Genomic DNA, 19,530 nt, shown 5'->3' on the forward strand with positions numbered 1-19,530 from the left:
GGTCGAGGGCGGGCGGGCGGCTTCTATAGTGACCGAAACCAGGGACGAAAAATTCCGAGTGCCCGGGCCAAGGAGGACGATCATGGCGACGGTACGAGCCGGCGTGCCGGACGGCCGCTACGGTCGGTCCGCCGATGAGCGCACCGACCGTTCCCTCAAGATCGTCGGCATGGTCCTCGGTGTCGCGCTGACCGCGATGATCGGCTGGTTCGGCTACTCCTACATCAGTGGTCAGGACGTCACCGGACGGGTGATCGGTTTCCAGGTGGTCTCGGACCACGCCGTCAAGGTCCATCTCGAGGTCCACAAGGACGAGGGCACGACAGGGGTCTGCACCCTGCGTTCGGTCTCCGAGGACGGCGCCGAGGTCGGCTTCAAGGACTTCACCTTCGACCAGCGGCAGAAGCAGGTGGACAAGGTGGTCACGCTCCGCACCACGGCGCGCGCCACCACAGCCGAGCTGGTGGGCTGCAAGTCCTCCGGCAGCTGAGCCGCGGGGGCCGCGGCACGGCCCCCGGCACTCCCGGGCGGTCGGCGCCCGCACCCGTTTCGCCCGCCGGGGCGCACAGGCCGGTGCACGTCATACGGCCGGGGCGTACCCAGGCGATCGATACGTCGCCCTCCTCCCGCTTTGCCTCCGGAATTGTTAGGCTCGTGGTTTCGCCCGGCTTCGAAGGCGCACCCTTCTGAGTAGGGCGTTCATTTGTATTCCCAGCACCGTTGTATTCCCCAGCACCGACGAGGAGCACCTGTGACCCAGACCAGCGAGAACGTCACCTGGCTGACCCAGGAGGCGTACGACCAGCTCAAGGCCGAGCTGGAGTATCTGTCGGGTCCCGCACGTATCGAGATCGCGAAGAAGATCGAGGCTGCCCGCGAGGAAGGCGACCTGCGGGAGAACGGCGGGTACCACGCTGCCAAGGAAGAGCAGGGCAAGCAGGAGCTCCGGGTGCGCCAGCTGACCCAGCTGCTGCAGAAGGCGAAGGTCGGCGAGGCGCCGGCGGACACCGGTGTGGTGGCCCCGGGCATGGTCGTCACCATCGCCTTCGACGGCGACCCGGACGACACCCTCACCTTCCTGCTGGCCTCCCGCGAGTACGCGAGCTCGGACATCGAGACCTACTCCCCGCAGTCCCCGCTCGGCACGGGGGTGAACGGCAAGAAGGTCGGCGAGGACGCCTCCTACGAGCTGCCGAACGGCAAGACCGCCATGGTGCGGGTACTGGCCGCGAAGCCCTACCAGAGTTAGTCGAGCCCCCTCCAGGGCCGCTCGGAAGCCGGCCCAGCCGGCCACCGTACGAAGCCCCCGGTGCCGGTGTACCGGGGGCTTTGTCGTTTCCGGAAGTCGGAGGGGCGGCGAGGGTCAGGGCATCACGGTGTAGCCCGCCTCGGCCAGGGCCTTGGTCACCTCCGCGCAGTGTTCCGGCCCCTGGGTCTCCAGGTGCAGCTCCACCTCGGCCTCGGTGATCCCCAGCCGCGGGTCGGTCCGTACATGGCTGATGTCCAGGACGTTGGCGTCCGCCACGGTCAGCACCCCCAGCAGCGTGGCGAGCGCGCCCGGCCGGTCGGTCAGCCGCAGTCTGAGCGAGAGGTAGCGGCCCGCCGCCGCCATCCCGTGCCGCAGGATCCGCTGGAGCAGCAGGGGGTCCACATTGCCGCCGGACAGCACCGCCACCACCGGCCCCTCGAACGCCTCGGGCTCCACCAGCAGCGCCGCCACCGGGCTCGCCCCGGCGGGTTCGACCACCAGCTTGGCCCGCTCCATGCAGAGCAGCACGGCGCTGGAGAGCGCGTCCTCGGAGACCGTGCGGACCTCGTCCACGAGATCGCGGATCAGGGCGAACGGCAGCTCCCCGGGCCGTCCCACCCTGATGCCGTCCGCCATGGTGACCGGGGCCTCGATGGACACCGGGTGCCCGGCGGCCAGCGAGGGCGGATAGGAGGCGGAGCCCGCGGCCTGCACGCCCACGACCCGTACCTCGGGCCGCAGCGACTTCACCGCCAGCGCGATGCCGGCCGCCAGACCGCCACCGCCGACCCCCACCACCACGGTGCGCGCCTGGGGGCACTGCGCCAGGATCTCCAGGCCCACCGTGCCCTGGCCCGCGATCACGTCCGGGTGGTCGAAGGGGTGGATGAAGACCGCGCCGGTCCGCTGGGCGTACTCCTTGGCCGCCCGCAGCGTCTCGTCCACCACATGCCCGTGCAGCCGCACCTCGGCGCCGTACTCCCGGGTGGCGGCGATCTTGGGCAGTGGGGCCCCGGTCGGCATGAACACGGTCGAGCGCACTCCCAGCAGCGAGGCCGCCAGGGCCACCCCCTGGGCGTGGTTCCCGGCGCTGGCCGCGACCACCCCGGCGGCCCGCTCCGCGGGGCCGAGCCCGGCGATGCGCACATAGGCGCCGCGTACCTTGAAGGAGCCGGTGCGCTGGAGGTTCTCGCACTTGAAGTGCACCGGGGCGCCGATCAGCCGGGTCAGGAACCGGTTGCCCTCCAGCGCCGTGGTGCGGGCGACGCCCCGCAGTATCCGCTGCGCCGCCCGCACCTGGTCGAGGCTGACGGCGGGCTGCTGGGCGTGCGGGACGGCGGCCGGTGCCCCGGCCCCGTCACCAAGTCGTGCGGCCATGGTCCAAGTCTCGCAGCTCACACCCGTCACAGCGGCGTCGACAGGATCCGTGGGACGGCTTTCCCCAGCCCGCGTACGGGGCGGGCCGCAGCCGCGTACGCTGGGCCCCAACCCCTCAACCACCGCATGAAGTGAGCCTCAGGCCATGCCCACGCCTTCGGACATGACGACACCACCCGACACGAACGTTCTCGACGCCCTCCAGCACCAGGTGGCCGTCTTCGCCCGCCGCGCGGAACAGACCCGGCTCGGCGGTCTCGGCCAGGCCCGCAACTCCATGGACCGCGCCGCGTACCTGCTGCTCAACAGGCTTTCACAGGAGGGCCCGATGGGAGTCAAGGCGCTCGCGGCGGGCATGGGGATCGACTCCTCCACGGTCACCCGCCAGGTCGCCCCGCTGGTCGACTCCGGCATGGTCAAGCGCACCTCGCACCCCGAGGACGGCCGTGCCGTGGTCCTCCAGCTGTCCCCGCGCGGCCGCGCCCGGTTGGAGGAAGTCCGTTCCTCCCGGCGGGAGTTGATGGGTGTGGTGACCGAGGAGTGGACAGCGGAGGAGCGGAATCTCTTCTGCGAGTTGCTGACCCGTTTCAACCAGTCACTGTCCGCCGTGCACAACGCGCTGCCGCAGACCGCTCCCGCCTCTTGACCCAGCGCCGTCGCCTGTCGTGTCCTGTGGGGACAGGGGAGGCACGGTGCACGAGCGGCGGGCAGCACGGGAGCGCCGCCGGGCCCGCGAATTCGAGGCATTCGTCGCGGGCGCCGGGGGTCGATTACTGCATGTCGCCGCACTGCTCACGGCGGAGCCCGCGGACGCCTGCCCGGCCGCCGAGCGGCTGCTGTCCCACGCGCTGACCGTGACCTACGCGGGCTGGGACCGGATGCGCGGCGAGGATCCCTACGACCGCGCCCGCCAGGAACTCGCCGCCCGCTTCGCCCGCACCGCCTGGCGTTACCGCGAGCCCCGCTGGGCACGGGGCCGGGGACACCAGGAGGCCGGCGGAGGGCAGCCGGGGAGTGCGGGCCGGTGGCTGTCCCGGCTCCCCGGCCGACTCGGGGCCCGTCTCGCGGAGTGGTGGGCGAGCCGGAGTACGGCCCGGTCCGGCCGTGGGCCCGCGGCCCGGCTGGGGGCCCGTCTCACGGAGTGGTGGGGGGACCGGCTCGCGCTCCGGCGCCTGACGTGGTCCAGGGGTCCGCGAACGGCCTGGTCGGGGGGTGGGCGGCTGGACCTGCTCACCCCGCATGAGCGGCTGGTGCTGGTGCTCCGGCTGCACGAGGGCATCGCCGAGGAGCAGACCGCGGCACTGCTCGGGCTCCCCCAGGACCGGGTGCGCGCGGTGTGCACCCGCGCGGTGACGGCCCTGCTGCACACCGCCCGCGACCAGGCCGGGGCGGGCGTACGGGCCCGTCGGCCGCGGGCCGGCGACACCTCGGCCGCCTCCCCGGGACCGGCCGCGTCCGAGGCGGCGGCGGGATGAGCCGCGCGGACCGCCGGGAGGACGAGGTGCGCCGGATGCTGGACCGGCCGCCCCGGCCCGCGGTGCCGCCCCGGCTGGCCGCGCTGGCGGCCGAACGCGGGCACCGGATCCTGCGGCGCCGGCGGGCGGCGCGGACCCTGGGCTGGTGGCTGCTGCTCACCGGGGTCGTGGCCTTCGCGGTCTGGGCGGCGATCGTCGAGCCCTGGCACGCGGCCCCGGTGGACACCACCCCTCACGTGGAGGGGTGGTGAACCCGGGGGCGTACCCCGTACCGGGCCCGCCGGGTGTCAGGCCAGTGCCTGGGCGAGGTCCGCCAGCAGGTCGTCCACCGACTCGATGCCGACCGACAGCCGCACCAGGTCGGAGGGGACCTCCAGCGCGGAACCGGCCGCCGAGGCGTGGGTCATCCGGCCCGGGTGCTCGATCAGCGACTCCACACCGCCCAGCGACTCCCCGAGGGTGAACAGCTTGGCGCGGTTGCAGACCTCGACCGCCGCCTCCTCGCCGCCGGCCACCCGGAACGACACCATGCCGCCGAAGGAACGCATCTGCTTGGCCGCGATCTCGTGCCCGGGGTGGTCCGGCAGACCCGGGTAGTAGACCTGCGCGACCTTCTTGTGCGCGGTCAGCATCTCGGCCACCCGCTCGGCGTTGGCGCTGTGCCGGTCCATGCGGACGGCCAGCGTCTTGGTGCCGCGCATCACCAGCCAGGCGTCGAACGGCCCGGCCACCGCGCCCATCGCGTTCTGGTGGTAGACCAGCTCCTCGCCGAGCGCGGCGTCGGAGGTCACCAGCGCGCCGCCGACGACGTCCGAGTGGCCGCCCATGTACTTGGTGGTGGAGTGCACCACCACATCGGCGCCCAGCGCCAGCGGCTGCTGGAGGTAGGGGCTGGCGAAGGTGTTGTCCACCACCAGGCGGGCGCCCCCGGCGTGCGCGATCTCCGCCACGGCGGTGATGTCGGTGATGCCCAGCAGCGGGTTGGAGGGCGTCTCCACCCACACGACCTTGGTGTTGGGGCGCAGCTCGGCGCGGACCGAGGCCGGGTCGGAGGTGTCGGCCACCGACCACTGGACGCCCCAGCGCTCCATGACCTTGGCGAACATCCGGAAGGTGCCGCCGTAGGCGTCGTTGGGGATCACCACGTGGTCGCCGGGGACCAGGACGGTGCGCAGCAGGCAGTCCTCGGCCGCGAGCCCGGAGGCGAAGGCGAGGCCGCGCCGGCCGCCCTCCAGGGCTGCCAGGTTCTCCTCCAGCGCGGTGCGCGTGGGGTTGGCGGAGCGGCTGTACTCGTAGCCGCCGCGCAGGCCGCCCACGCCGTCCTGCTTGTAGGTGGACACCTGGTAAATGGGGGTGACGACGGCGCCGGTGAGCGCGTCCGCCTCCTGCCCCGCGTGAATGGCGAGCGTCTCGAAATTCTGCGACGCGTGCTGCTGGTGGTTCTGCTGGTCGGTCATGTGCCCGAGCGTAATGCCCGGCGGCGCTCCCGGACGGTGACTGGCGTGCATACGCTGTACTGCGAGCAGCTGTACCGCGAGCAGGCGCGCGACCACGGGCTGCGGGCGTGCCCCGGGGCGCGTTCCCGCGCCCGGCGGCACGCACGCGGCACGGCGGCCCACCACACCAGCACGGCTACCGCTCACGGGGACAGGTCAGGTCAGGTCATGGAACTACTCGTCATCCTCATCGGCATCGTCATGGTCGGGGGGGTGCTGATCGTGCCCGCCATCCGGCGGCGGCGCGACGGGGGCGGGTCGACCCGCGGCGCCCGGCCGGCCCATGACCTCGGCGCGTACGGCTTCCTGCCCCGGGAGCAGCTGGATCCGCGGCTGCCGGGGCCCGACCCGCAGCTGGTCGAGGCGCTGGACGAGATCTCGCGCACCGGTCAGTGGGAGCCGGCCGCCCGGCTGCTGGCGCTCACCGACGCGGCCTCCGAGCTGCGCTGGCAGCGCGTCCAGACGCTGGGCGGGGCAGCGGCGCACGAGCTGGCGCTCAACCCCGGCCAGGGCGGTGTGTGGCTGCGCAACTGGCGCGTCCAGGCCCCCAAGGACGCGGGTGGCGCGGCGGTGCACGCCCAGTTCCTGATCGCCCAGGCGCTGCGCGACCGGTCCTCCCAGGACTTCCGGATGATCATGGAGGAGGCCCGTACGGTGTGCGCCGAGGCGGCGCTGCTGGCCCCCGGCGACCCGGTCCCGCACATCATCGAACTCCAGGTGGCCCTCGGCCTCGCCTACCGCGAGGCGGACTTCCAGGAGCTGTGGGCCAAGGTCAGCGGCCTGGCGCCGCACCACATGGGCGCGCACCTGGTCGCGCTGCGCTACTGGAGCGCGGACTGGCACGGTTCCCAGGACCAGGCCGAGGGCTTCGCCCGGGCCGCCGCCGGCGGCGCACCGGCCGGCAGCCTGCTGCCCGCCCTGCCGCTGTTCGCCGTCTTCGACCACCTCCCCGAGGCCAACCTGGTCCGCACCCTCTACCAGAGCGCCGTGGTCACCGACGCCATCGAGGGCGCCCGCTTCGCCGCGCACCACGCCCCGGCCGACCATCCGGTGCTGCCGCACGTGCGCCATCTGCTCTCCTGGTTCCTGGTCCAGGCCGAGCGGTACGGCGAGGCCCTGGAGCAGCTGCGCCGGGTGGACGGGCACGTGGGCGCCGTCCCGTGGTCCTACGACCCGGACCCGGTCGGCGTGTACGTCGCCCACCGCGCGCTCGCGGTAGCCGGCTGGGAGAGCCAGGGAGGCAGCCCGGCCCAGCTCCCCCACTGATCGCTGCCGCGGGGTACGCCGACGGGGGCCGGCCGGGGGTCCGCCGCCGCGGGGGCACGCTGCCGGGGTCCGCCGCCGCGGGGCTCGCCGGGAGGGGCCGGCTACCGGCGGGGGAGATCGCCGGAGGGCCCGGCTGCCGCAGCCGCGTCGGAATGCCCCGCCGCTCCCGTACGTTCCCCTGACGAGGCAGTACGTCCGCCCGCCGCGCCCCGAGGAGTCCCGTGATGCTGTTCAGCCGCCACAAGAACCATCTCCCCTCCGCCGAGGAGGCGCTGAAGGGCCGCGCAGAGCCGGGCTTCCCGGTCCCCGAGCGCCACACGGTCCTCGACCACCCGCTGGCCGGCCCCTACCCCGAGGGCCTGCTGGTGGCCGACTTCGGCCTGGGCTGCTTCTGGGGTGCCGAGCGGAAGTTCTGGCAGGCGCCCGGTGTGTGGACCACCCTCGTCGGCTACCAGGGCGGCCACACCCCGCACCCGACCTACGAAGAGGTGTGCAGCGGTCTGACCGGCCACACCGAGGCGGTCCGCGTGGTCTTCGACCCGGCCCTCACCTCGTACGAGGCCCTGCTCAAGCTCTTCTGGGAGTCCCACGACCCCACCCAGGGCTACCGCCAGGGCAATGACGTGGGCACCCAGTACCGCTCCGCGATCCACACCCACTCCCCCGACCAGCAGCGTCAGGCCGAGGCGTCCCGCACCGCGTACCAGGCGGTCCTCACCGGCTCCGGCTACGGCGACATCACCACCGAGATCCTCCCCGCCGGCCCCTTCTACCCGGCCGAGCCGTACCACCAGCAGTACCTCGACAAGAACCCCGGCGGCTACTGCGGCATCGGCGGGACCGGGGTGTCCTGCCCGATCGGCGTCGCGAAGGCCGATGGCTGAGCCCTCTCGCATGAGGTCACGACCGCACTTCGGGCCCTGCTGACCGGTTCGTATCCGGTCAGCGGGGCTTTGCGCGATCAGATCCCTCTACAGGCGGCCGTCCGGTCCTACGACGGACTCGCACGCATCACAGAGGGTCAGCTCGATCGGCCGGGTTTCGCGCAGCGTTCCGGCGTTTCCACAGCGCTCACAGGTGTGCTTGCTGATGGCCACGAACTCGGCCACCAGCGCGTCGAGCCTGTGGGCCTCGTCGGACGTCCAGTTTCCGCCCCGTTTCCGTGGCCGGGGAAAGGCCTGGAACGCCAGGGCCGCCCACTTCTGCTTCACCGCCAGAAGCTCGTATTCGGGGAACTCGGCGACAACCGCCTCATGGCACCGGAGCACAATGGACCGCCAGCCAGGGCCCACGGAGAGGTCCGATGAGGGGTCGCGGAAGTGGCGCCGAAGCGAGTCCAGTTCAGCGCCAGGCGCCGGCACAGGGCGGCCGCTCATCTCTCCGCTCCCTTCGCGTCGAACGCGTACACCCGCACGGGATCGAGGTGAAGCTCACGGGGGCCCATGCAGTCGGCAGCAAGGGTGGCAACGAGCACACCACATTCGCAGGCCATGTTGCGGCCCCCGGTGCCTAGCGGGCCACAGCAGCCCCGGTGCGGGCCACCCTGGTCCAGCAGCCGCGGATCCGGTACGTCGTCAGGATGCACGATGGCGGTGTTCCGGGGCCCGGCCGAAATCCAGTCGGTCAGCTCGGGTGGCATAAGCAGTCGGCGCGGATCACGCGGCCGTGGTTCGCCAGTCGGCCGGGTGAACGGTGCGCCCCACGGCTCGGGATCCATCGCATAGTGCCCTCGCGGCACAGTGGAGGGGGCCAGACGTGTCTGCTTGTCCGGACCCCTGCCACAGTCCGAGACCTCCGGCACAGCGGACAGCTCCACCAGGTCCGCGGTGAGTTCGGCTCCACACTTCGCACAGAAGAAGACAGTCATACATACCGTTGTAGCTGCCAGGTGCTTGCGGTGCCGCGTACTGGGTCGGGTGGATGCGATGAGCGTCACTGCCGGGCGAGCAACCACCGGTTTGCGCTACCCAGGTCATGAAGCCGCATCCCGATGTCCCCGGACGGCTGGGAGGACGCCTTCAGTGTGATCCGCTGCATTTCATGCCACATCCTCCGCGATGAAAGCCAACGAACCGATCTGATGCATGACTTCATTCACCTGCCCGTTTTCGTCTACGGTTCTCACCAAAGCGAAATACGAGGCAAGCGTAGTCAGCCAATTCATGAAACCGGCTGCGTCATTTCTGGAATCGTACGTGAAGTTATCCATCGTTTCGTACCGACCATCATGGCCCAACCAGATCTGTGCCGGCTTGACGAACTTTCCATCCGTACCGGGGAGGCAGACCTTAAGTTCCACTTGGCTCATGGTGCCAGCTTCAGCCCGGCGTGGTGGAGCCGCACGCTCATTACGCCGCCAGAGCGAAGGAGCGAAATGGAGGCCGGCCGTCGCGAATCGCCGCCACTCTTCACCCAGGAGTCACGGGGTGAGGCTCCTGCGGCATCGGCGGGACCGGGGTGTCCTGCCCGGTGGGGGTGGCCGGGTTCAACGACTGAGCTTTCCTCCCCACCACGCCTCGGTCGAGGGCCTGGGGTGCCCGAGGTCTCCGGTTGCTCGGCCGGACGGGCCGGGGGGTTCCGGCTGCGGCCGATGCCTCGCGGGCCGAAGCCGATCATGTCGAAGCGCTGGAGCACGGCCGGGGTGCAGCCGCCGGCAGGGTCGTCCGCGGACAGCGCGCCGTCGGGCCGGGCGCTCCGGGGCCGCCCGGGTTCGACGTCAGGAGGGCACCGCTCAGCGGAGCTCCAGCGGGGTCCTGGCACGCCACTGGCCGATCATCGGTGCCAGCATCGGGCCGAGTTCGGGCACCTTGGGGACGACGGTCAGCGCCGACAGGCCCTGGAGCAGGCGGGCGCCCTCCATGAGGTCCAGCAGTTCGCGGTCGACTCGGGTGCCGCCGGCGCGCTCGTACGCCGCGATGCCGCGCGGCCCGGCGAAGGTGAGGTCCCACTCGATCGGGCCGCGGGTGACGTCCTCGAAGTCGCTGAAGCGATGGCCGTCCGCGGTACGCAGGAGGTTGTAGGCGGGTGAGTCGCCGTGCAGGGGCTGGAGCCGGGCCTGCGGGAAGCGGGCGGGAAAGTCGGCGACGAGGGCTTCGAGGGCCGCGTATTCGCGGTCGGCGCGGTCCAGATCGGCGGCGGTGAGCGACTGCGGGGCTTTCCGCAGCTCCGCCAGGGCCGGGCCGATGGCCGGGACCAGCGGGGACAGGACCGGCAGGTCTCCGGGGTAGTCGGCGAGGGCGGCATGCAACTCGGCCGCCCAGCCGGTCTGTTCGGCGAACCGGTCCTCCAGCGCCTTGGGATCCGCCTGCGAGAGCTCGCCGAGCGGGTCGGTCTCGTTGACGAATTCCCAGAAGGTCAGGGAGGTTCCGTCGGCGGCGACCGGTTCGCGGGGCACGAGGGGGCTGGGGCCGACGACAGGGGCTCCGGCGTCGGCGAGCCAGCCCGCGACGGCCAGTTCCCGCCGCTGCTTCTCCGCGAGTTCGGCCGGTGTTCCCACGGCGAGTGCGGGGACGCGGACGACGACGGGGTCCGGAGCGAGATGCACCAGGACGCTGAAGACGTCGTGGAGGACGCGGGGTCGGTCGGCGCGCAGACCGAGTCGGCGGCCCGCTTCGACGGCGAGGGCGATGGCGCGTTCGGCACGGGGGCTGCGGGGCGTCATGAAGCGATCTTGGCGAGGGCCCGGACGCGCTGTCCAGGCGTTATCCGCCCTCGGCCTCGCCCGGACCAGGGGCAGATATCCGGTTCGGCCCGATACCGGACCACCTCCTCGGACCAGCCCGGACGTGACATCGCTCGTGATCACGGGCGAAGCTTGGCGGCATGGAGATCAGATCGGGTAGACGGAGCGATGCAGCACAGGTTGCAGCCCTGCATGCGGAGAGTTGGCGCACGGCCTACGAGGGAATCATGCCGACCAGCTTTCTGAGTGGTCCGCTCGTGGAAGACCGCCTGGAACTTTGGCTCGGTCGGCTTGACGAGCCGCAGCCGGGGGCAGCGCTGTTCGTGGCGGAGAGCTCCGGCGGCATGGCCGGCTTCGCGTATCTGATGCCGCGCCCCGACGGCCGCCTGCTGTTGGACAACCTGCACGCCAAACCGGGCCGGACCGGGTCCGGGATCGGCGGCCGACTCCTGCGGCACGCCTTCACCTGGGCTGCCGAGGAACATCCCGGCAAGGCGATCTATCTGGAAGTGCTGCGCGCCAATACTCGCGCCATCGCCTTCTACGAACGGCACGGTGCGCTCCGTACCGACGAACGTGTCTGCCGTTTCGAGCAGGGCTTTGAACTGCCCGAGCTCGAGTACACCTGGCCTCTCGTCCCCGCGCCGTAGCCGCGCGTACGCAACGCGGCCGGCCCCGGTTGGTGTCCTGGCCGGGGAACTGGTGGAGCAGGTAGCCGTTCGCGGAGTGCGCCTCGACTCCGGCGAAGCCCGCGGCCACCGCGTTGCGCGCGGCGTTCGCGACGTCCTCGACGGTGGACCGGATTTCCCCGACCGTCACCTCGCGCGGCACCACCGGGGACGCGAACCGGACGAGCCCAGGACGCGGCCCGCGAATGATCTCTGCGAGACTGCTCGGTTGCCCACATGACCGACGGAGGAACCATGGGGATCGAGCTGGAACTGCACTCGGAGCGACCCGCGCGGAAGAGGTCGCCCCAGGACACCTTGCTGCGAGGCTCGTACGCGCACGGTGACGCGCTGGCCGAGGTGCTGAGCACCCTGGACCGGCACCACTCGGGCAAGCTCGGCTGGGTGGATCCGTACGGTGACACGCTGTTCAACGAGCAGGAGGCCCAGGTCGTCCGCAGCGAGGTCGCCGCCCTGCTACAGGGGTGCACCGACAAGCGGCAGAAGGCGGCTCTGCTCGACCTTGGCGAGCTCCTCGAAGAGTGCGCCGCGACGCCGGGCAGCTATGTGTGGTTCATGGGTGACTAGGACCGCCGCTGCCGCGCGGTGATGGTCGTGGGCGGCCGCGGCGGGATGACCGGTAGGTCGGTGTCCGAGGAGTCCGCCGTCAGGTGCCTCGTGTGTGCCGGCCGCCGACCGGGACGGCGACCCGGCTTCCATCCGGGTGCGGGTCAGGCGGCTCCGCTCGGGTCCGTGGGGCCGACTCCGTGTGTGGTCAGCCGCTGGACCAGCAGGATCAGGGCGTCGCGGTCCGATGCCGGACGCGGGTTCGGGGTGGCGGCCAGGAGCAGGCGGGCGATCTGGGGCAGCATGAACCAGGCGTTGACGAGGGCGATCACCGCGTACATCAGGCGGCCGGGGTCGGCGTCCTCGATCAGGGCGCCCGCGCCCTGGGCGGCGGCGACCGCCTGCACCTTCTCGGCGTAGTGGGCGGCCCGCTCGGCCTCCGCGGCCAGGGGGCCGTCCGCCTCCCCCATGCCGTGTTGCAGGCCCTCCCAGGTCAGCAGTCGGGCGAAGTGCGGGTGGGCGCGGTGGTAGTCGTAGACGCGCCCCGCGTAGTCGCCGAGGTCTTCGGCCTGCGCGGCCGTGAGTGGCACGGCCGCGGCGAGCCTGGCCAGTTCGCAGGAGAGGACCGCACCGAAGAGCTGGTCCTTGTTGCCGAAGTACTGGTAGATCCGCTCCTTGTTCACCCCCGCCCGCGTCGCGACACGGGCGACGCGGGCGCCCTGGGGGCCGTGTTCGGCGAACTCCTCGACGGCGGCGTCGAGGAGGAGCTGCTTGGTGCGTGCGGTGTCCCAGGCCATGGCCTCACGATACCCCCACTCCAACCAAGTGGTTGGACATTCGGACACGGCCATGAGAAACTCCAACCATCCGGTTGGGGGGAGGGTCTCCGGCCGCAGGACCACGAGCTGGAAGGACCCACCTCATGACCACGCTCACCGCCTCCGCCACCCCTGCGTCCGCCGCGGCAGCAGCCGAGGCGGCCCCGCAGGCCGTGCCGTCCGTGCACCGCCGCGCCCTGCTGACCTGGCTGGCCGTCTACCCCACCATCACTGCCGCCTTCCTGCTCCTGGGCCCCTTCACCGCCCACCTGCCGCTGGCGCTGCGCACGCTGGTCATGACGGCGATCGTCGTCCCGGTCGTCGTCTACGTCCTCATTCCGGCCCTGCTCAAGGCCAACCACAAGGCCGTCACCGCGCTCCGCACCGGCCGCAAGGGCACTGCCTGAGCCCTCGACCGCCAGTTCCTGATCCAGACGTGACCCCTGACGGGCGCGACCGGAAGCGGAATGCGTTGCCGAACGACAGCCGGACTCAGGCGAGTTGAGGTTGGTGTCGAAGGGGAGGATCCTGATCCCCGCCTTCTAGACTTGAGGCCACAGACGAACGGGGGGCGTCATGGCAGCAACCGACCGGATACGCCTGACGGTTTCCGGTGAGAGCGACGTCGATCAGGAGGAGCTGGGCGAGCTGACCGCGCAGTTGCGCCGCCGGCTCCTGGAACTCGAGGTCGACGACGTACGGACCGTCCGGCGTGACGGAGACGTACCCGAGGGAGCCAAGCCCGGCGAGTTGATAGCGGTCGGCGCCCTCGCCGTGAGCCTCGCACCGGCGGTGCTGCGGCCCGTGGTCCGCCTGGTGGAGACCTGGATCCAGAACCGTCCCGTCCGCACCGTCAAGATCGAGACGGACGGCCGCGTACTGGAACTGGGCCACGCGTCCCCGGAACAGCAGCAGCGCCTGGTCGATGCCTTCCTGGAGGGGATCCCGACCACCCCCGGTGATCCCTCCGCGCGAGGTGGCGGGGAACCTCCCGTCACCCAGGAGTAGTCAGAGCGGGCTCGCCATGACCGACTCCCCGCCGAGCGCGGGCCGCAGGGACGCCCTTCTCATCGCCACGGGCACCTACGACGACCACACACTCAGCACGCTCCGCTCCCCGGAACAGGACTGCGCGGGCCTCGCCGACGTCCTCGCCGACCCGCGCATCGGCGCCTTCCGCACCGAACAGGTGAAGGACGCGCCGGCCCATCAGGCGATGCGTGCCGTGGAACGCTTCTTCCTCGACCGGAGCCGCAACGACCTGCTCCTCCTCCACATGTCATGCCATGGCATCAAGGACGACGACGGCCACCTGTACTTCGCCGCCAGCGACACGGACCGCGACCTGCCCGCCTCCACGGCGATCCCGGCCGCCTTCCTCCGCGATCGCATGGAACGCTGCCGGGCCCGCACGATCATCGTCCTGCTCGACTGCTGCTACAGCGGAGCCTTCCTGCCCGGTGCGAAGGGCGACGGCCGGATCCACCTCCGCGACGAACTCGGGGGCCACGGCCGGGCCGTACTGACCGCGACCAACCGGACCGAGTACGCCTGGGAGGGGCAGCACCTGGAGTCGGCCGCCCCTCAGCCGTCCCGCTTCACCGGCGCGCTGATCGAGGGGCTGCGCACGGGCGCGGCCGACCTGAACGGCGATGGCCGGATCACCGTCACCGAGCTGTACGACTACATCTACGAGTCCCTGCACCGGGACGGGGCGAAGCAGCACCCTCGGATGTGGGTGGACCTGGAGTACCACGTCACCGTCGCTCGAACGGTGGCAGCGCCGGACCAAGGCAGCCCGACTGTGCGGCCCTCCAGGCCGTACGCGGCCGTACTGCGGGGCATGGACGCCCTCGTCCGCCAGGAACTCACCTTGGAGGAGACGTCCTTCGGCACGGTGAAGGACATCGTCGTCGATACGGCGGTGGTGTGTTCGAGCTGCTCGGGCTCGGGCTGGAGCGGGGCGGCGGTGGACTGCGAAGCGTGCCAGGGCAGCGGCGAGGGCGCGGTGGCGCAGAGCGACTCTCCCGGCGAGAGCGCCGATGCGCGCATCTGCCTCGCGTGTCAGGGGCGGGGCGCCGTCGGGCCCTGCTGCCCGCAGTGCGACGGTGACGGCCGGGTGCGCGCCTGCCGCACCCTCACCGTGAAGATTCCGGCGGGCGTCGACCACGGGACCCACATCCAGTTCGCCGGTGAGGGAGAGGTCGGACCCTGCGGCGGCGAGCCCGGGGACGTGTACCTCGAGGTCGTGGAGCTACCGCACCCGGTCTTCGAGCGAAAAGGCGACAACCTGCACTGCACCGTGACCATCCCCCGGGCCGCGGCGGCCTCGGGCGACATGCTGGAGCTGGACACCCTCGACGGCACGAAGGCGGTCCGCGTTCCCCAGGGCACCCGCCATGGCCAGGTCCTGCGGCTCGCCAAGCTCGGCGTCACCCATCTCCGCATCGGCGGCCGGGGGGACATTCTGATCCACGTCGAGATAGGCGACTGACCACCAGAACAGCTGGTCGCGGGAGGACAGGGCCGGGCACGCCGCGGGCTGCCCCCGGCCGTGGCCGGGGGCACGCTGAGGGCCCTACGCCCCGCCTTCGGCAGTCCAGATCCGGCTGCGCAGGTCCCTTCCGCGCAGCACCTGCACCCGCCACGGCTCGATGCGCACCACGTGGTACTCCGGGTCCGTCGGTCCGCCGTGCCAGTAGCCGCGGGGGTCGTAGCCGACCCCGGGTGGGCTGCCCTTGCGGTAGAGCTCCCACGCGCGGCGTTTGGTGGGCTCGTCCTCGACCCACCTGGAGACGCTGTCGACGAACACGGCGTTCTGCCGTGGACTCCAGTAGGAGTAGGTGGTGTGCGGGTTGTTCGCCAGGTGCGCCGACTTCACCGGTGTCTTGTAGGCGGCGAGCCAGCCGACGGGGCGTCCGTCGACGACCTCCCAGACGGGCAGGAGTACGCGCGCCCGGGGGCGGCCCTTCTTGTCGACGGTGATCATCGTCGCGTAGGCGATGTCGCTGATGTACTGGAAGAACTCGCTCTCCAGGTCGGAGAAGGAGTGGACCTTCAACGCCATGACGCGACCTCCGTCTCTGCGGGGCTCATCGCGCCGCCCCTGCCGTCTCGGCGCCTTCGGTGACGGCCCGCGCGGCTCCCGGGACGTCGCCATCCGTCGCACGGGGGCGACCGCGGAGGCCGAACGCGCTGATGAGCGCGGCGAGGGCGGCCGCGATGAGCGGGACGAGCAGGGCGGCGTGGTAGCCGTCGAGCAGGGCCTTGGGGGATCCGCCGTCGCCGGTGGCCGCGACGTTGACGGCGGTGACGGTGGACAGGCCGAGGGCGGCGCCGAACTGGAAGGAGGTGTAGAGGAGGCCTCCCGCGAGTCCCTGCTCCTCCTCCTCGATGCCCTCGGTGGCGACGATGGTGAGCGGGCCGTAGGCGAGGGAGAACGCCAGGCCGAGGGTGATGAAGCTGGGGAACATCGCCGCATACGTCCAGTCCTCGCCGACCGGCAGGAACAGGGCGTACGACAGCACGGCCAGCACCAGGCCGCCGAGGATGACCCGGGCGTTGCCGAAGCGGTTGACGAGTCTGGGGGTGAGGGTGGGGGCGAGTACGGCGTCGATGCCGATCGCCAGGAGCGCGAGGCTGGTCTGGACCGTGGACCAGCCTCGCAGCTCCCGCAGATACAGCACGGCGATGAACTGGAAGCCGAAGAAGCCACCGGAGAAGAGCAGTGCGGCGAGGTTGGCACGCACCAGGGAGCCGCTGCGGAGGATCCCCAGCCGCACGAGCGGGGCGGCTGCCCGGCGTTCGGTGAGTACGAAGACGGTGAGGAGCGCGAAGCCCGCGGCGAGAGTGCCGAGCGTCTGGCCCACGCCGGTGTGGGCGGCGCGTTCGACGGCGAGGACGAGGAGCACGATCGCGCCGGTCACGGTGAGCGCCCCGAGCAGATCGACGCGCTGCCCGGCGCGCTCGGGCCGCTCCGACCTGGGGATGAGGGCGAGGGCGGCGATCAGGACGAGGAACGACAGGACGACCGGCGCGAAGAACACCCAGCGCCAGTCGGCCGAGGTCAGCAGCCCTCCGACGACCAGGCCGACGGAGAAGCCTCCGGCCGCGGTGCCGGAGTAGACCAGGATGGCCTTGTCGCGCTGTGGCCCTTCCGCGAAGCCGGTGGTGATGATGGACAGCCCGGCCGGAGTCATGAACGCGGCGGCGACTCCCGTCACGAAGCGGGCGGCGATGAGCGTGCGACCGTCGTCGGCGAAGCCGCCCAGGCCGGAGAAGAGCAGGAACACGGTGAGCCAGAACAGGAACATCTGTCGCCGGCCGAAGAGGTCCGCCGCTCGTCCGCCCAGCAGCATGAACCCGCCGTAGCCCACGACGTACGCGCTCATCACCCACTGCAGCTCACCGGTGGACAGTCCCAGGTCGGCACGGATCGACGGCAGGGCCACATTGAGCATGGCCACATCGATGCCCTCCAGGAAGATCGCTCCGCACAGTACGAAGAGCACTCCCCAGCCGCGCCCGCTCAGGCGGGCGGCGCCGGGCTCCGGCGGTGATGACGTGGACGTGGACACAGGAGGGCTCCTTGAAGCAAAAAGGGAGGAAGTATGGAAAAAGGGAAAAGAGAAAAGGGGGAAACGGAAAAGAGGGAGAGGGGAGGCCCAGGGAACGACGGCCTCGCAGGCGGTTACCGAACCACCTGTCAGTTCCCTCTTGTTACCGCCTCGATCCTGGTGCACCCTGAACGACCATGGAAGAAGGCACTTTGAAGTCACCGAGTCACTGCACGGGAACCGAGGACGACCAGGCCCGCCAGTGGGACACCCGGGAGGGCTGCGAAGTCCGTCAGATCCTCGACCGGGTGGCCGACAAGTGGTCGCTGCTGGTCATCGCCCTACTCGACCGCCGCACCCTGCGCTTCACCGCACTGCGGCGCGAGATCGACGGGATCAGCCAGCGCATGCTGACGGTGACACTGCGCCAGCTGGAGCGCGACGGGCTGGTGCGCCGCACGGTGCACCCGGTCGTCCCGCCGCGCGTGGACTACCAGCTCACTCCGCTGGGCGCGACGCTCCACAACACCATCCAGGCACTCGTCGCCTGGACCGAGGACCACCAGGACGAGATCGCCGCCGCGCGAGCCGAGTACGACCAGCGCGAGGCAGTCGAGAGCGGGCGGATGGCGATGGACGGGGTCTGAACCGGGCCCGTCAGCGCTCGCGGCCGCCCGTCCCTCGCGCCGGGGAATCACTCGCTGAGGCGCGGCGCACCCGGAACAGGAAGTCGGCCACCCGCGCGTGATCCGGTTCCGGCGGGAGCGGGGTGTGCCGCAGGGCGTCCTCGGTCTCGGCCGCCAGCCGGGTCATGCGGGCCTCGACCTTCGGCCAGGAGACCTCGCCCCGCTTCACCGCGAGCAGGGATTCCCGCTGGTCCCCGACGTCGATGCGCAGCTCGCCCGTGCGGAGCAGGTCGCGGACGGTCATCAGCAGCCGGAGCAGGTGCATCGCGTGCTTCCAGCGCGGGGAGCCCGTCGTACGGATCTCGGCCTCGAGCTTGCGTCGCTGGCCGAGGGCGTAGCGGGTGAAGCTGTCGTGGACGCGCCGGGAGAGGAAGGCCCCGCGCAGGTCCAGCAGCTCGCGGCCGGTGCCGTCCACGTGCTCGACCAGGGGTGAGTGCAGGCACTCCAGGATGTTCGGGTTCGCCCGCAGGGCCAGTTCGCAGAAGCGTTCCAGCTCCCAGCTGAACTGCTCGGGGAGCGGGCCGTCCACGTGCGTGGGCGGCTTCTCGAAACGCCAGAACAGGGCGGTCGGGGCGAGGAAGACGCCCCTGCGGTCCGTGTCGCTGTCGTCCGTCGCCAGCCCGAAGGCCCGCGAGCCCATGACGCAGGCGTAGACGGTGTGGTCGCGTACCAGGTCCTCGGGCTGCATGCCCGGGAGCGTACGCGGAACCTCATGCCGGGCTGATGGAATTACCGTCGGCCTTGACCGGCTCACCGGGCGGCGGCCCCTGGAACTGGCCGTGGCAGGACGCAATACGGTGGCGGTGGCTCCGACCTCCTGTTTGGATGCTCGCGTGACGTCTGTGGATCTTGTTGATCGCCGTGAGCTGCTGGACCGACTTGAGCGGTACTACGACGCCGTTCCCCTCTCCGGCGCCCGGGTCGAGGACTTCGGGCCGCTGACGCTGTTCGTCCGGGAGGGGCAGGGCTGGCCCTTCTACGCCCGTCCGACCCTGGGCTGGTCCGGAGCGGTGAGTGCAGCCGATGTGGACCGGGTCCGCGCCCGGCAGCGGGAACTGGGCGTCCCGGAGAGTTTCGAGTGGGTCGCCGAGACCACGCCCGCGCTGCGGGCCGCGGTCGAACAGGCGGGGCTCGCGGTGCACGAGCACCCCTTGATGGTGCTCGGCCCGGACGTACCGGCTCCGGCCGTGCCTGAGATGGCCGCCGGAGTGGTGGTCCGGACCCTCGGGCCGGACGACCCCGCGCTACCGAGCGCGCTGGCCGTTCCCCACCTGGCCTTCGCCGAGCCGGGCACCGGCAGCGGGGTGGCCGGCCTGGCGGAACTGGGCGAGGCGGTGCGCGGCCTTGCCGGCGACGGGTCGGTGGAGAGCGCGGCGGAACGCATCCTCGCGGGCCGGACGTGCGTTGCCGCCGCGGTGGAGGACGGCACGTCGCTGTGTGCGGGTCAGCACCAGCCGGTCGGGGCGGTCACCGAGATCGTCGGGGTCGGGACGTTGCCGGCCGCGCGCCGTCGGGGACTTGGGCATGCGGTCACCGCGGCCCTGGTGGCCGACGCCCGGTCGCGAGGCGTCGAGACCGTCTTCTTGTCCGCGGGCGACGATGACGTGGCCCGGATCTACGCCCGCCTCGGCTTCCGCACCGTGGCCACGGCCCTGATCGCCGAGCCTGTCGAGTAGCCGGGGACATCCCA

The 19,530-nt window shown here is 71.5% G+C and carries 23 protein-coding genes and 1 pseudogene; 14 read left to right on the top strand and 10 right to left on the bottom strand.

What is annotated here, in order from left to right; all coding sequences use genetic code 11:
• The first annotated feature begins 82 nt into the window (after nucleotides 1-82).
• The gene (locus tag E4099_RS05220; protein ID WP_135337748.1) at nucleotides 83-490 is read left to right on the top strand and encodes a DUF4307 domain-containing protein; all 408 of its coding nucleotides are present in this window, start codon (nucleotides 83-85) and stop codon (nucleotides 488-490) included.
• A gap of 261 nt (nucleotides 491-751) precedes the next feature.
• The gene (gene greA, locus E4099_RS05225) at nucleotides 752-1,249 is read left to right on the top strand and encodes a transcription elongation factor GreA (protein WP_135337749.1); all 498 of its coding nucleotides are present in this window, start codon (nucleotides 752-754) and stop codon (nucleotides 1,247-1,249) included.
• Between the two features lie 114 nt (nucleotides 1,250-1,363).
• Here greA and ilvA read toward each other — a convergent pair whose 3' ends face one another.
• Nucleotides 1,364-2,626 (bottom strand): threonine ammonia-lyase, encoded by a 1,263-nt coding sequence (gene ilvA / locus E4099_RS05230; protein ID WP_135337750.1) that lies wholly within the window; start codon nucleotides 2,624-2,626, stop codon nucleotides 1,364-1,366.
• Nucleotides 2,627-2,771: 145 nt separating this feature from the next.
• Between ilvA and E4099_RS05235 the strand changes: the two genes are divergently transcribed.
• The 3 genes from E4099_RS05235 to E4099_RS33530 are packed head-to-tail and all read left to right on the top strand — an operon-like array spanning nucleotide 2,772 to nucleotide 4,352.
• Entirely contained in the window at nucleotides 2,772-3,272 is a 501-nt protein-coding gene (locus E4099_RS05235; protein ID WP_209446526.1) for a MarR family winged helix-turn-helix transcriptional regulator, read from the top strand.
• 46 nt (nucleotides 3,273-3,318) lie between these two features.
• Nucleotides 3,319-4,101 carry a sigma factor-like helix-turn-helix DNA-binding protein gene (locus E4099_RS35120; protein WP_386389717.1) on the top strand — a complete coding sequence of 261 codons (783 nt, stop codon included), beginning with the start codon at nucleotides 3,319-3,321 and terminating at the stop codon, nucleotides 4,099-4,101.
• Entirely contained in the window at nucleotides 4,098-4,352 is a 255-nt protein-coding gene (locus E4099_RS33530) for a hypothetical protein (protein WP_209446527.1), read from the top strand. The genes E4099_RS35120 and E4099_RS33530 overlap by 4 nt, the downstream gene beginning before the upstream one ends.
• Nucleotides 4,353-4,388: 36 nt before the next feature.
• Here E4099_RS33530 and E4099_RS05245 read toward each other — a convergent pair whose 3' ends face one another.
• Nucleotides 4,389-5,558 (bottom strand): cystathionine gamma-synthase, encoded by a 1,170-nt coding sequence (locus E4099_RS05245; RefSeq protein ID WP_135337751.1) that lies wholly within the window; start codon nucleotides 5,556-5,558, stop codon nucleotides 4,389-4,391.
• A 207-nt stretch (nucleotides 5,559-5,765) separates the two neighbouring features.
• On the opposite strand from E4099_RS05245, the gene E4099_RS05250 reads away from it, so the two are divergent.
• A complete protein-coding gene (locus E4099_RS05250; RefSeq protein ID WP_135337752.1) occupies nucleotides 5,766-6,863 on the top strand; it encodes a hypothetical protein in 1,098 nt (365 codons plus the stop codon).
• A gap of 224 nt (nucleotides 6,864-7,087) precedes the next feature.
• Nucleotides 7,088-7,747 carry a peptide-methionine (S)-S-oxide reductase MsrA gene (gene msrA / locus E4099_RS05255; protein WP_135337753.1) on the top strand — a complete coding sequence of 220 codons (660 nt, stop codon included), beginning with the start codon at nucleotides 7,088-7,090 and terminating at the stop codon, nucleotides 7,745-7,747.
• A gap of 87 nt (nucleotides 7,748-7,834) precedes the next feature.
• On the opposite strand, the gene E4099_RS05260 is transcribed toward msrA, so the two are convergent.
• The 3 genes from E4099_RS05260 to E4099_RS05275 form a co-directional block, all read right to left on the bottom strand.
• Nucleotides 7,835-8,239, bottom strand: coding sequence for a hypothetical protein (locus E4099_RS05260; RefSeq protein WP_135337754.1), 405 nt, complete (start codon nucleotides 8,237-8,239; stop codon nucleotides 7,835-7,837).
• Between the two features lie 662 nt (nucleotides 8,240-8,901).
• Entirely contained in the window at nucleotides 8,902-9,162 is a 261-nt protein-coding gene (locus E4099_RS05270) for a hypothetical protein (protein WP_135337756.1), read from the bottom strand.
• A 432-nt stretch (nucleotides 9,163-9,594) separates the two neighbouring features.
• Nucleotides 9,595-10,524, bottom strand: coding sequence for an aminoglycoside phosphotransferase family protein (locus E4099_RS05275; protein WP_135337757.1), 930 nt, complete (start codon nucleotides 10,522-10,524; stop codon nucleotides 9,595-9,597).
• 161 nt (nucleotides 10,525-10,685) lie between these two features.
• Here E4099_RS05275 and E4099_RS05280 point away from each other — a divergent pair, with 161 nt between their 5' ends.
• A complete protein-coding gene (locus tag E4099_RS05280; RefSeq protein WP_135337758.1) occupies nucleotides 10,686-11,195 on the top strand; it encodes a GNAT family N-acetyltransferase in 510 nt (169 codons plus the stop codon).
• 25 nt (nucleotides 11,196-11,220) lie between these two features.
• Here the strand turns inward: E4099_RS05280 and E4099_RS05285 are convergent.
• A pseudogene (locus tag E4099_RS05285) lies at nucleotides 11,221-11,379 on the bottom strand (oxidoreductase); the annotation flags it as partial.
• 89 nt (nucleotides 11,380-11,468) lie between these two features.
• Between E4099_RS05285 and E4099_RS05290 the strand changes: the two are divergent.
• Nucleotides 11,469-11,801 carry a hypothetical protein gene (locus tag E4099_RS05290; RefSeq protein WP_135337759.1) on the top strand — a complete coding sequence of 111 codons (333 nt, stop codon included), beginning with the start codon at nucleotides 11,469-11,471 and terminating at the stop codon, nucleotides 11,799-11,801.
• 143 nt (nucleotides 11,802-11,944) lie between these two features.
• Here E4099_RS05290 and E4099_RS05295 read toward each other — a convergent pair whose 3' ends face one another.
• Nucleotides 11,945-12,577, bottom strand: coding sequence for a TetR/AcrR family transcriptional regulator (locus tag E4099_RS05295; RefSeq protein WP_135337760.1), 633 nt, complete (start codon nucleotides 12,575-12,577; stop codon nucleotides 11,945-11,947).
• Between the two features lie 125 nt (nucleotides 12,578-12,702).
• On the opposite strand from E4099_RS05295, the gene E4099_RS05300 reads away from it, so the two are divergent.
• From E4099_RS05300 to E4099_RS05310, 3 genes are all read left to right on the top strand, one after another.
• Complete coding sequence (locus E4099_RS05300) at nucleotides 12,703-13,005, top strand: putative antibiotic biosynthesis monooxygenase (RefSeq protein WP_135337761.1); 303 nt, start codon at nucleotides 12,703-12,705, stop codon at nucleotides 13,003-13,005.
• A gap of 169 nt (nucleotides 13,006-13,174) precedes the next feature.
• Entirely contained in the window at nucleotides 13,175-13,606 is a 432-nt protein-coding gene (locus tag E4099_RS05305; RefSeq protein ID WP_245244615.1) for a hypothetical protein, read from the top strand.
• Between the two features lie 16 nt (nucleotides 13,607-13,622).
• The gene (locus E4099_RS05310; protein WP_135337762.1) at nucleotides 13,623-15,092 is read left to right on the top strand and encodes a caspase, EACC1-associated type; all 1,470 of its coding nucleotides are present in this window, start codon (nucleotides 13,623-13,625) and stop codon (nucleotides 15,090-15,092) included.
• A gap of 84 nt (nucleotides 15,093-15,176) precedes the next feature.
• Here E4099_RS05310 and E4099_RS05315 read toward each other — a convergent pair whose 3' ends face one another.
• Together E4099_RS05315 and E4099_RS05320 are read right to left on the bottom strand one after the other, a co-directional pair.
• Nucleotides 15,177-15,665 (bottom strand): pyridoxamine 5'-phosphate oxidase family protein, encoded by a 489-nt coding sequence (locus E4099_RS05315; RefSeq protein WP_135337763.1) that lies wholly within the window; start codon nucleotides 15,663-15,665, stop codon nucleotides 15,177-15,179.
• A gap of 25 nt (nucleotides 15,666-15,690) precedes the next feature.
• Nucleotides 15,691-17,130 carry an MFS transporter gene (locus tag E4099_RS05320; protein ID WP_135337782.1) on the bottom strand — a complete coding sequence of 480 codons (1,440 nt, stop codon included), beginning with the start codon at nucleotides 17,128-17,130 and terminating at the stop codon, nucleotides 15,691-15,693.
• A 221-nt stretch (nucleotides 17,131-17,351) separates the two neighbouring features.
• On the opposite strand from E4099_RS05320, the gene E4099_RS05325 reads away from it, so the two are divergent.
• Nucleotides 17,352-17,801 (top strand): winged helix-turn-helix transcriptional regulator, encoded by a 450-nt coding sequence (locus E4099_RS05325; protein WP_135337764.1) that lies wholly within the window; start codon nucleotides 17,352-17,354, stop codon nucleotides 17,799-17,801.
• 10 nt (nucleotides 17,802-17,811) lie between these two features.
• Here the strand turns inward: E4099_RS05325 and E4099_RS05330 are convergent, their stop codons facing one another.
• On the bottom strand, nucleotides 17,812-18,528 hold the full coding sequence (locus E4099_RS05330) for a nucleotidyltransferase domain-containing protein (protein WP_135337765.1): 717 nt from the start codon (nucleotides 18,526-18,528) through the stop codon (nucleotides 17,812-17,814).
• A 154-nt stretch (nucleotides 18,529-18,682) separates the two neighbouring features.
• On the opposite strand from E4099_RS05330, the gene E4099_RS05335 reads away from it, so the two are divergent.
• Nucleotides 18,683-19,516, top strand: coding sequence for a GNAT family N-acetyltransferase (locus tag E4099_RS05335; protein ID WP_245244616.1), 834 nt, complete (start codon nucleotides 18,683-18,685; stop codon nucleotides 19,514-19,516).
• Nucleotides 19,517-19,530 lie beyond the last annotated feature (14 nt).

Origin of the sequence: Streptomyces palmae, assembly GCF_004684805.1 — a bacterium.
In the GTDB taxonomy this organism is placed as follows: domain Bacteria; phylum Actinomycetota; class Actinomycetes; order Streptomycetales; family Streptomycetaceae; genus Streptomyces; species Streptomyces palmae.

Bases quoted from the DNA above. Each gene is read 5' to 3' on its own strand.
- E4099_RS05220 (WP_135337748.1), top strand. From the start codon at position 83: ATGGCGACGGTACGAGCCGGCGTGCCGGACGGCCGCTACGGTCGGTCC.
- ilvA (WP_135337750.1), bottom strand. From the start codon at position 2,626: ATGGCCGCACGACTTGGTGACGGGGCCGGGGCACCGGCCGCCGTCCCG.
- E4099_RS05235 (WP_209446526.1), top strand. From the start codon at position 2,772: ATGCCCACGCCTTCGGACATGACGACACCACCCGACACGAACGTTCTC.
- E4099_RS33530 (WP_209446527.1), top strand. From the start codon at position 4,098: ATGAGCCGCGCGGACCGCCGGGAGGACGAGGTGCGCCGGATGCTGGAC.
- E4099_RS05245 (WP_135337751.1), bottom strand. From the start codon at position 5,558: ATGACCGACCAGCAGAACCACCAGCAGCACGCGTCGCAGAATTTCGAG.
- E4099_RS05250 (WP_135337752.1), top strand. From the start codon at position 5,766: ATGGAACTACTCGTCATCCTCATCGGCATCGTCATGGTCGGGGGGGTG.
- msrA (WP_135337753.1), top strand. From the start codon at position 7,088: ATGCTGTTCAGCCGCCACAAGAACCATCTCCCCTCCGCCGAGGAGGCG.
- E4099_RS05260 (WP_135337754.1), bottom strand. From the start codon at position 8,239: ATGAGCGGCCGCCCTGTGCCGGCGCCTGGCGCTGAACTGGACTCGCTT.
- E4099_RS05275 (WP_135337757.1), bottom strand. From the start codon at position 10,524: ATGACGCCCCGCAGCCCCCGTGCCGAACGCGCCATCGCCCTCGCCGTC.
- E4099_RS05280 (WP_135337758.1), top strand. From the start codon at position 10,686: ATGGAGATCAGATCGGGTAGACGGAGCGATGCAGCACAGGTTGCAGCC.
- E4099_RS05290 (WP_135337759.1), top strand. From the start codon at position 11,469: ATGGGGATCGAGCTGGAACTGCACTCGGAGCGACCCGCGCGGAAGAGG.
- E4099_RS05295 (WP_135337760.1), bottom strand. From the start codon at position 12,577: ATGGCCTGGGACACCGCACGCACCAAGCAGCTCCTCCTCGACGCCGCC.
- E4099_RS05300 (WP_135337761.1), top strand. From the start codon at position 12,703: ATGACCACGCTCACCGCCTCCGCCACCCCTGCGTCCGCCGCGGCAGCA.
- E4099_RS05305 (WP_245244615.1), top strand. From the start codon at position 13,175: ATGGCAGCAACCGACCGGATACGCCTGACGGTTTCCGGTGAGAGCGAC.
- E4099_RS05310 (WP_135337762.1), top strand. From the start codon at position 13,623: ATGACCGACTCCCCGCCGAGCGCGGGCCGCAGGGACGCCCTTCTCATC.
- E4099_RS05315 (WP_135337763.1), bottom strand. From the start codon at position 15,665: ATGGCGTTGAAGGTCCACTCCTTCTCCGACCTGGAGAGCGAGTTCTTC.
- E4099_RS05325 (WP_135337764.1), top strand. From the start codon at position 17,352: ATGGAAGAAGGCACTTTGAAGTCACCGAGTCACTGCACGGGAACCGAG.
- E4099_RS05330 (WP_135337765.1), bottom strand. From the start codon at position 18,528: ATGCAGCCCGAGGACCTGGTACGCGACCACACCGTCTACGCCTGCGTC.